The 2,141-nt window shown below is 73.7% G+C and carries 2 protein-coding genes and 2 pseudogenes; all 4 read right to left on the reverse strand.

The window, feature by feature from the left end:
- Window positions 1–487: pseudogene (locus E4P40_RS27355) on the reverse strand (glutamyl-tRNA reductase); the annotation flags it as partial.
- Window positions 484–1,137, reverse strand: coding sequence for a redox-sensing transcriptional repressor Rex (locus E4P40_RS27360; protein WP_135161432.1), 654 nt, complete (start codon window positions 1,135–1,137; stop codon window positions 484–486). The pseudogene E4P40_RS27355 and the gene E4P40_RS27360, both read right to left, overlap by 4 nt.
- Window positions 1,138–1,337: 200 nt before the next feature.
- Complete coding sequence (locus tag E4P40_RS27365) at window positions 1,338–1,592, reverse strand: glutaredoxin family protein (RefSeq protein ID WP_135161433.1); 255 nt, start codon at window positions 1,590–1,592, stop codon at window positions 1,338–1,340.
- Window positions 1,585–2,141 (reverse strand): annotated as a pseudogene (locus E4P40_RS27370) (AMP-binding protein); the annotation flags it as partial. The gene E4P40_RS27365 and the pseudogene E4P40_RS27370, both read right to left, overlap by 8 nt.

The raw sequence follows: 2,141 nt of genomic DNA on the forward strand, positions 1-2,141 counted from the left end.
CGCCGGCCCGGTCGATGCCGGTCTCGGTGTGCACCCGCTTGCCGACCCGCAGGGCCCGCTGGGCGACCGGGTGCAGGGCCCGGCCGACGGTGCCCTCCTGGCGGGCGAGGGCGTAGGCGGCCCGAAGCTGACCGAGCACCTGGGTCTCGCCGACGACCATCGAGTCCAGCCCGGCGGCCACGGTGAAGAGGTGCCCGACGGCCTGGTCCTCGTAGTGGACGGTGACGTAAGGGGAGAGCTCCTCGACGGTGGCGCCGGCCTGGCGGGCGAGCACCCGGCTGACGTCGGTCACGCCGCCGTGGAACTTCTCGACCTCGGCGAAGACCTCGATGCGGTTGCACGTGGCCAGCACGAGGGCCTCGCTGACGTGGTCGCTGCCGACCAGCTCGTGCAACGCCTTGACCCGGTCGTCGGGGCCCATGGCGAACTGCTCGAGCAGCGCCACGGGCGCGGTCTGGTGGCTCACGCCGACGGCGAGAAGACTCATGCGAGCTCACCCACCAGCCGCTGCTGGCCCATGAACGCCAGGACCTGCAGCTCCACGGAGAGGTCGACCTTGCGGACGTCGACCCCTGCGGGCGCGGCCAGCGTCACCGGCGCGAAGTTCAGGATGCTGCGGACGCCGGCCGTCGCCAGCCGGTCGCAGACCGACTGCGCCACCTCGGCGGGGGTGGTGATGACGCCGATGGAGGCCTGCGTCGCCGTGACGACGTCCTCGAGGTCGTCGATCGGGCGCACGGTCAGCCCTCCGATGCGCTGCCCGATGCGGGGGGCGGAGGCGTCGAACAGCCCGACGAACTCGAAGCCCCGGGAGCCGAAGCCGGCGTAGTCGGCCAGCGCGGAGCCGAGGTTCCCGATGCCGACCAGGACGCAGGCCCGCGAGCGCTCCACGCCGAGGACGCCGGAGATGCGGTCGCGCAGGGTGCGGACCTCGTAGCCGACCCCGCGCACGCCACAGGGGCCGAGGTGGGACAGGTCCTTGCGGAGCCCCGCGGGGTTGACCCCGGCCGCCGCGGCCAGTTCACCGGATGAGACGGTGCTCCGACCGCTCTCGGTGAGAGCAGTCAGCACCCGGAGGTAGACCGCCAGGCGGGCGACGGTGGCCTCCGGGATCGTCCGGGGCCGCGGCTGGATCACGGGCTCTCCACAGCGGTCGCGCCCGGACGCCCGGCGGGTGCCGGGTGCGGTGCTGCGACATCGGAAACGCGGGCGATCGACGCCCGCGTTCGCCACGGTAACCGCTTGTGAACGCAGGAACAAAGTCGCCGATCACGCCGCTGCGCGCTGACCGGCCCGAACGGGTGGAGCTGTGGTGGACGCCACCTCGGCGGCCTGGGTCAGTGCCTCAGGCCGAGGTCCTGCCGCAGCCGTTCGACGTCCACGGTGAAGTAGGAGTGCTCCCGGCCGTCGAGCAGGACGACGGGCACCCGGTCGCCGTACTCCGCCTGCAGCTCCGGATCGGTGTCCACGTCGACCGATGCCGGTTCCAGGCCCGCCTCGTCGGCGATGCGCGCCAGCGTCTCGGCCGCGACGTCGCACAGGTGGCAGCCGGCGCGGGTCAGCAGCTGCAGCCGGGGGGCGGCCTCATTCACCGGCGGCCACCGCGTCCTGGCCCGGCGGTGCGTCGTCGGCGGTCTCCTGGCCGGTGAGGCCCAGCTCCCGGAGGCGGGCGCGGCTCACCTTGCCGGTGAGCGAGTGCGGCAGCGAGGCCAGGAAGTGCACGGACGTCGGCACCTTGTACCGGGCCAGCGACCCCGCGGCGTGCGCCTGGAGCTCCTCGAAGGTGAGCTGCTGCCCCGGCGTCACGACGACGACCGCCCGGACGGCGGACCCCGTCCGCGGGTCGGGCACCCCGATGACCGCGCTCTCGGCGACGGCCGGGTGCGCGTCGAGGACCCGCTCCACCTCGGCCGGGTAGACGTTGAAGCCGCTGACCAGGATCAGGTCGCTGCGGCGGTCGACCAGGTGCAGGTCGCTCATCGCGTCGCGGTAGGCGAGGTCTCCGGTGCCGAGCCAGCCCTCGTCGTCCGGACCGTCGGCGCCGTCCGGCCAGTAGCCGGCGAACAGGTTCGGGCCGCGGACCCAGATCTCGCCCGGTCCCTCGAGGTGGTCGTCGGACTCGTGCTCGCCGCTCTCGGTGG

This window comes from Blastococcus sp. CT_GayMR20 (assembly GCF_004570345.1).